The following is a 2,206-nucleotide window of genomic DNA, read 5'->3' on the forward strand; positions in this document are numbered from 1 at the left end:
AATCTAGCCCGTGTACCGTCAGTCAATACCTACTACACACTGTATACAGGAAATTATGTTATGAAACATAATACTACTTATACATTTAGAATCTACACCTACAACGTAAATTCAAGTTCATCGTCTAATAATTATTCCATTTGGGATGATTTCTTTGTTCATGTTAATTCCTCGCAGACAAGGAGCACTGATATTGATGGTGTATTTGACCATCTTGACCTTGATAGTGATGATGACGGAATTCCAGATAATATAGAAGCACAATCAACTTCTGGTTATCAAACTCCAAGCGGTACAGTTAATACATCTGGACCAGAAATTGGATTATGGGACAATTATGGAACTGGTTTAACAACTGAAAATACTGATAACTCGGACCTAGATGATTATATAGATACAGATTCTGATAACGATGGTATTCCTGACATTCAAGAAAATGGAATGGCAAATGCTATTTCAGGTACAGATACAGACAATGATGGTTTAGACGATATTTTTGAAGGTGCTAATACTAATGACCCCACAGATGTTAACGACGAAATTAATAACCCTTCTTCCTCGATTCTACCAGATTCAGATGCAGATCTTTTGTTAGGTGGGGACCTGGATTATCGTGATAACATTGATGTCTTTTTTCCTTCAGCCGCCTTTAATTTTGATGGTCTTGATGATTACGTAGAAGTACCCATCTCTGTATTAAATTCATTAGATACGTTTACATTGAGCTTTTGGATAAAACCAGAATCCCTACCTACTGGAAATACATTTGACAGACGTTTTGTTATTGGCCAAAAGGATATGTTCGAAATTGAATTAAGTGGTCAGGATAATGATCCACATATTTTTACGCGTCACTCATATGGTACAGGCCCTTCATCTGGTGGTATTGGTGTTGTAATAAATGATACCAATTGGATGCATTATACAGTAACTGTCAATTATATTAGCGAAAGAATTAGCATTTACATTAATGGTGATTTAGTAGGTTCTACAGGTATGGGAGGACCGCGTCTTACAAATACAAATCCATTTAGAATCGGTTCAAGAGCTGATACACAACCAACAGTTGGCGACAATTTTAATGGATGGATTGATGAAGTTCGCATTTTTGACACCCTTCTTACTACAGACCAAATTAAACGTATGGTCTTTCAAGAAATTGAAAATAATGCTGGTAATGTGCATGGTAGTATTATAGATAAAGATATTATCGATATCCAGAATAATCAAAAAATTCCATGGAATAATCTTGTTGGGTATTATCCAGTAACAAATATTACGAATTCTAAAGTAAAGGACGAATCAGTAAATAACAATACGGCCATATTATACAATATGAATTCCCTTTTACCGCAAACCGCTCCAATGCCTTTTGAAACAGTTTCAGATGGTGACTGGAGTCAAGAAAGCACATGGCTTCATGGCGACGTTTGGGATATTGAAAACTTTGAAGAATTATTTACAGAATTATATCAAGAATCTCCAGAACCTTGGAGCATTGTACATATAAAAAATAACATTACAACTTCAACAGAAAGAGAAGCACTAGGTATGATCATCGATGAAAATAGATCTCTTACAACGATTGGAGATGTTGAAATCAAAAATAACTGGCACCTACAACTGGATGGCACCCTTGATCTGCAAGATGATTCACAACTCATACAGACAGAAAACAGTGACCTGGTCACCTCTGCAGATGGTAAAATATTGCGTCGCCAAGAAGGTAACAGTAACTCCTATTGGTATAACTATTGGGCCTCTCCAGTGGGTAATACGGCTGCAACTAGCCTGTCCAACAATAACGGTTCTGCCAACAACACCAACAATACACCCTTTAACTTAAGCATGTTGAAAGAAGGTAATGGCGATGCCGTAACCTTTACCTCTGCCTTTAACAACACTGGAGATATCAGCACACGCTGGCTCTATACCTTCCAGAACGGTCTTACCTATTGGAACTGGGTAGCCATCGATGAAAATGCTGCCATTACCCCTGGTTTTGGATATACTCAAAAAGGTACTGGTAACTCTGGTAGTGAACAACAATATATCTTTGAGGGGAAACCAAACAATGGAACCATACTTCTCGCTGCTGACGATGTTGATGGCGATTCTGGTAACGAGAGTGAACAGGACGTTACCATGACCACAAGTCTAATCGGGAACCCATACCCTTCTGCCCTGGATGCCAGACAATTTATCA

The 2,206-nt window shown here is 37.9% G+C and carries 1 protein-coding gene; it reads left to right on the top strand.

What is annotated here, in order from left to right; all coding sequences use genetic code 11:
* Positions 1-60: 60 nt before the first annotated feature.
* Positions 61-2,206 (top strand): LamG domain-containing protein (locus tag WBM49_RS05515; protein WP_424371062.1); only part of this gene is annotated, 2,146 nt, incomplete at its 3' end.

Origin of the sequence: Muriicola sp., from assembly GCF_049669965.1 — a bacterium.
Lineage (GTDB): Bacteria > Bacteroidota > Bacteroidia > Flavobacteriales > Flavobacteriaceae > Muriicola.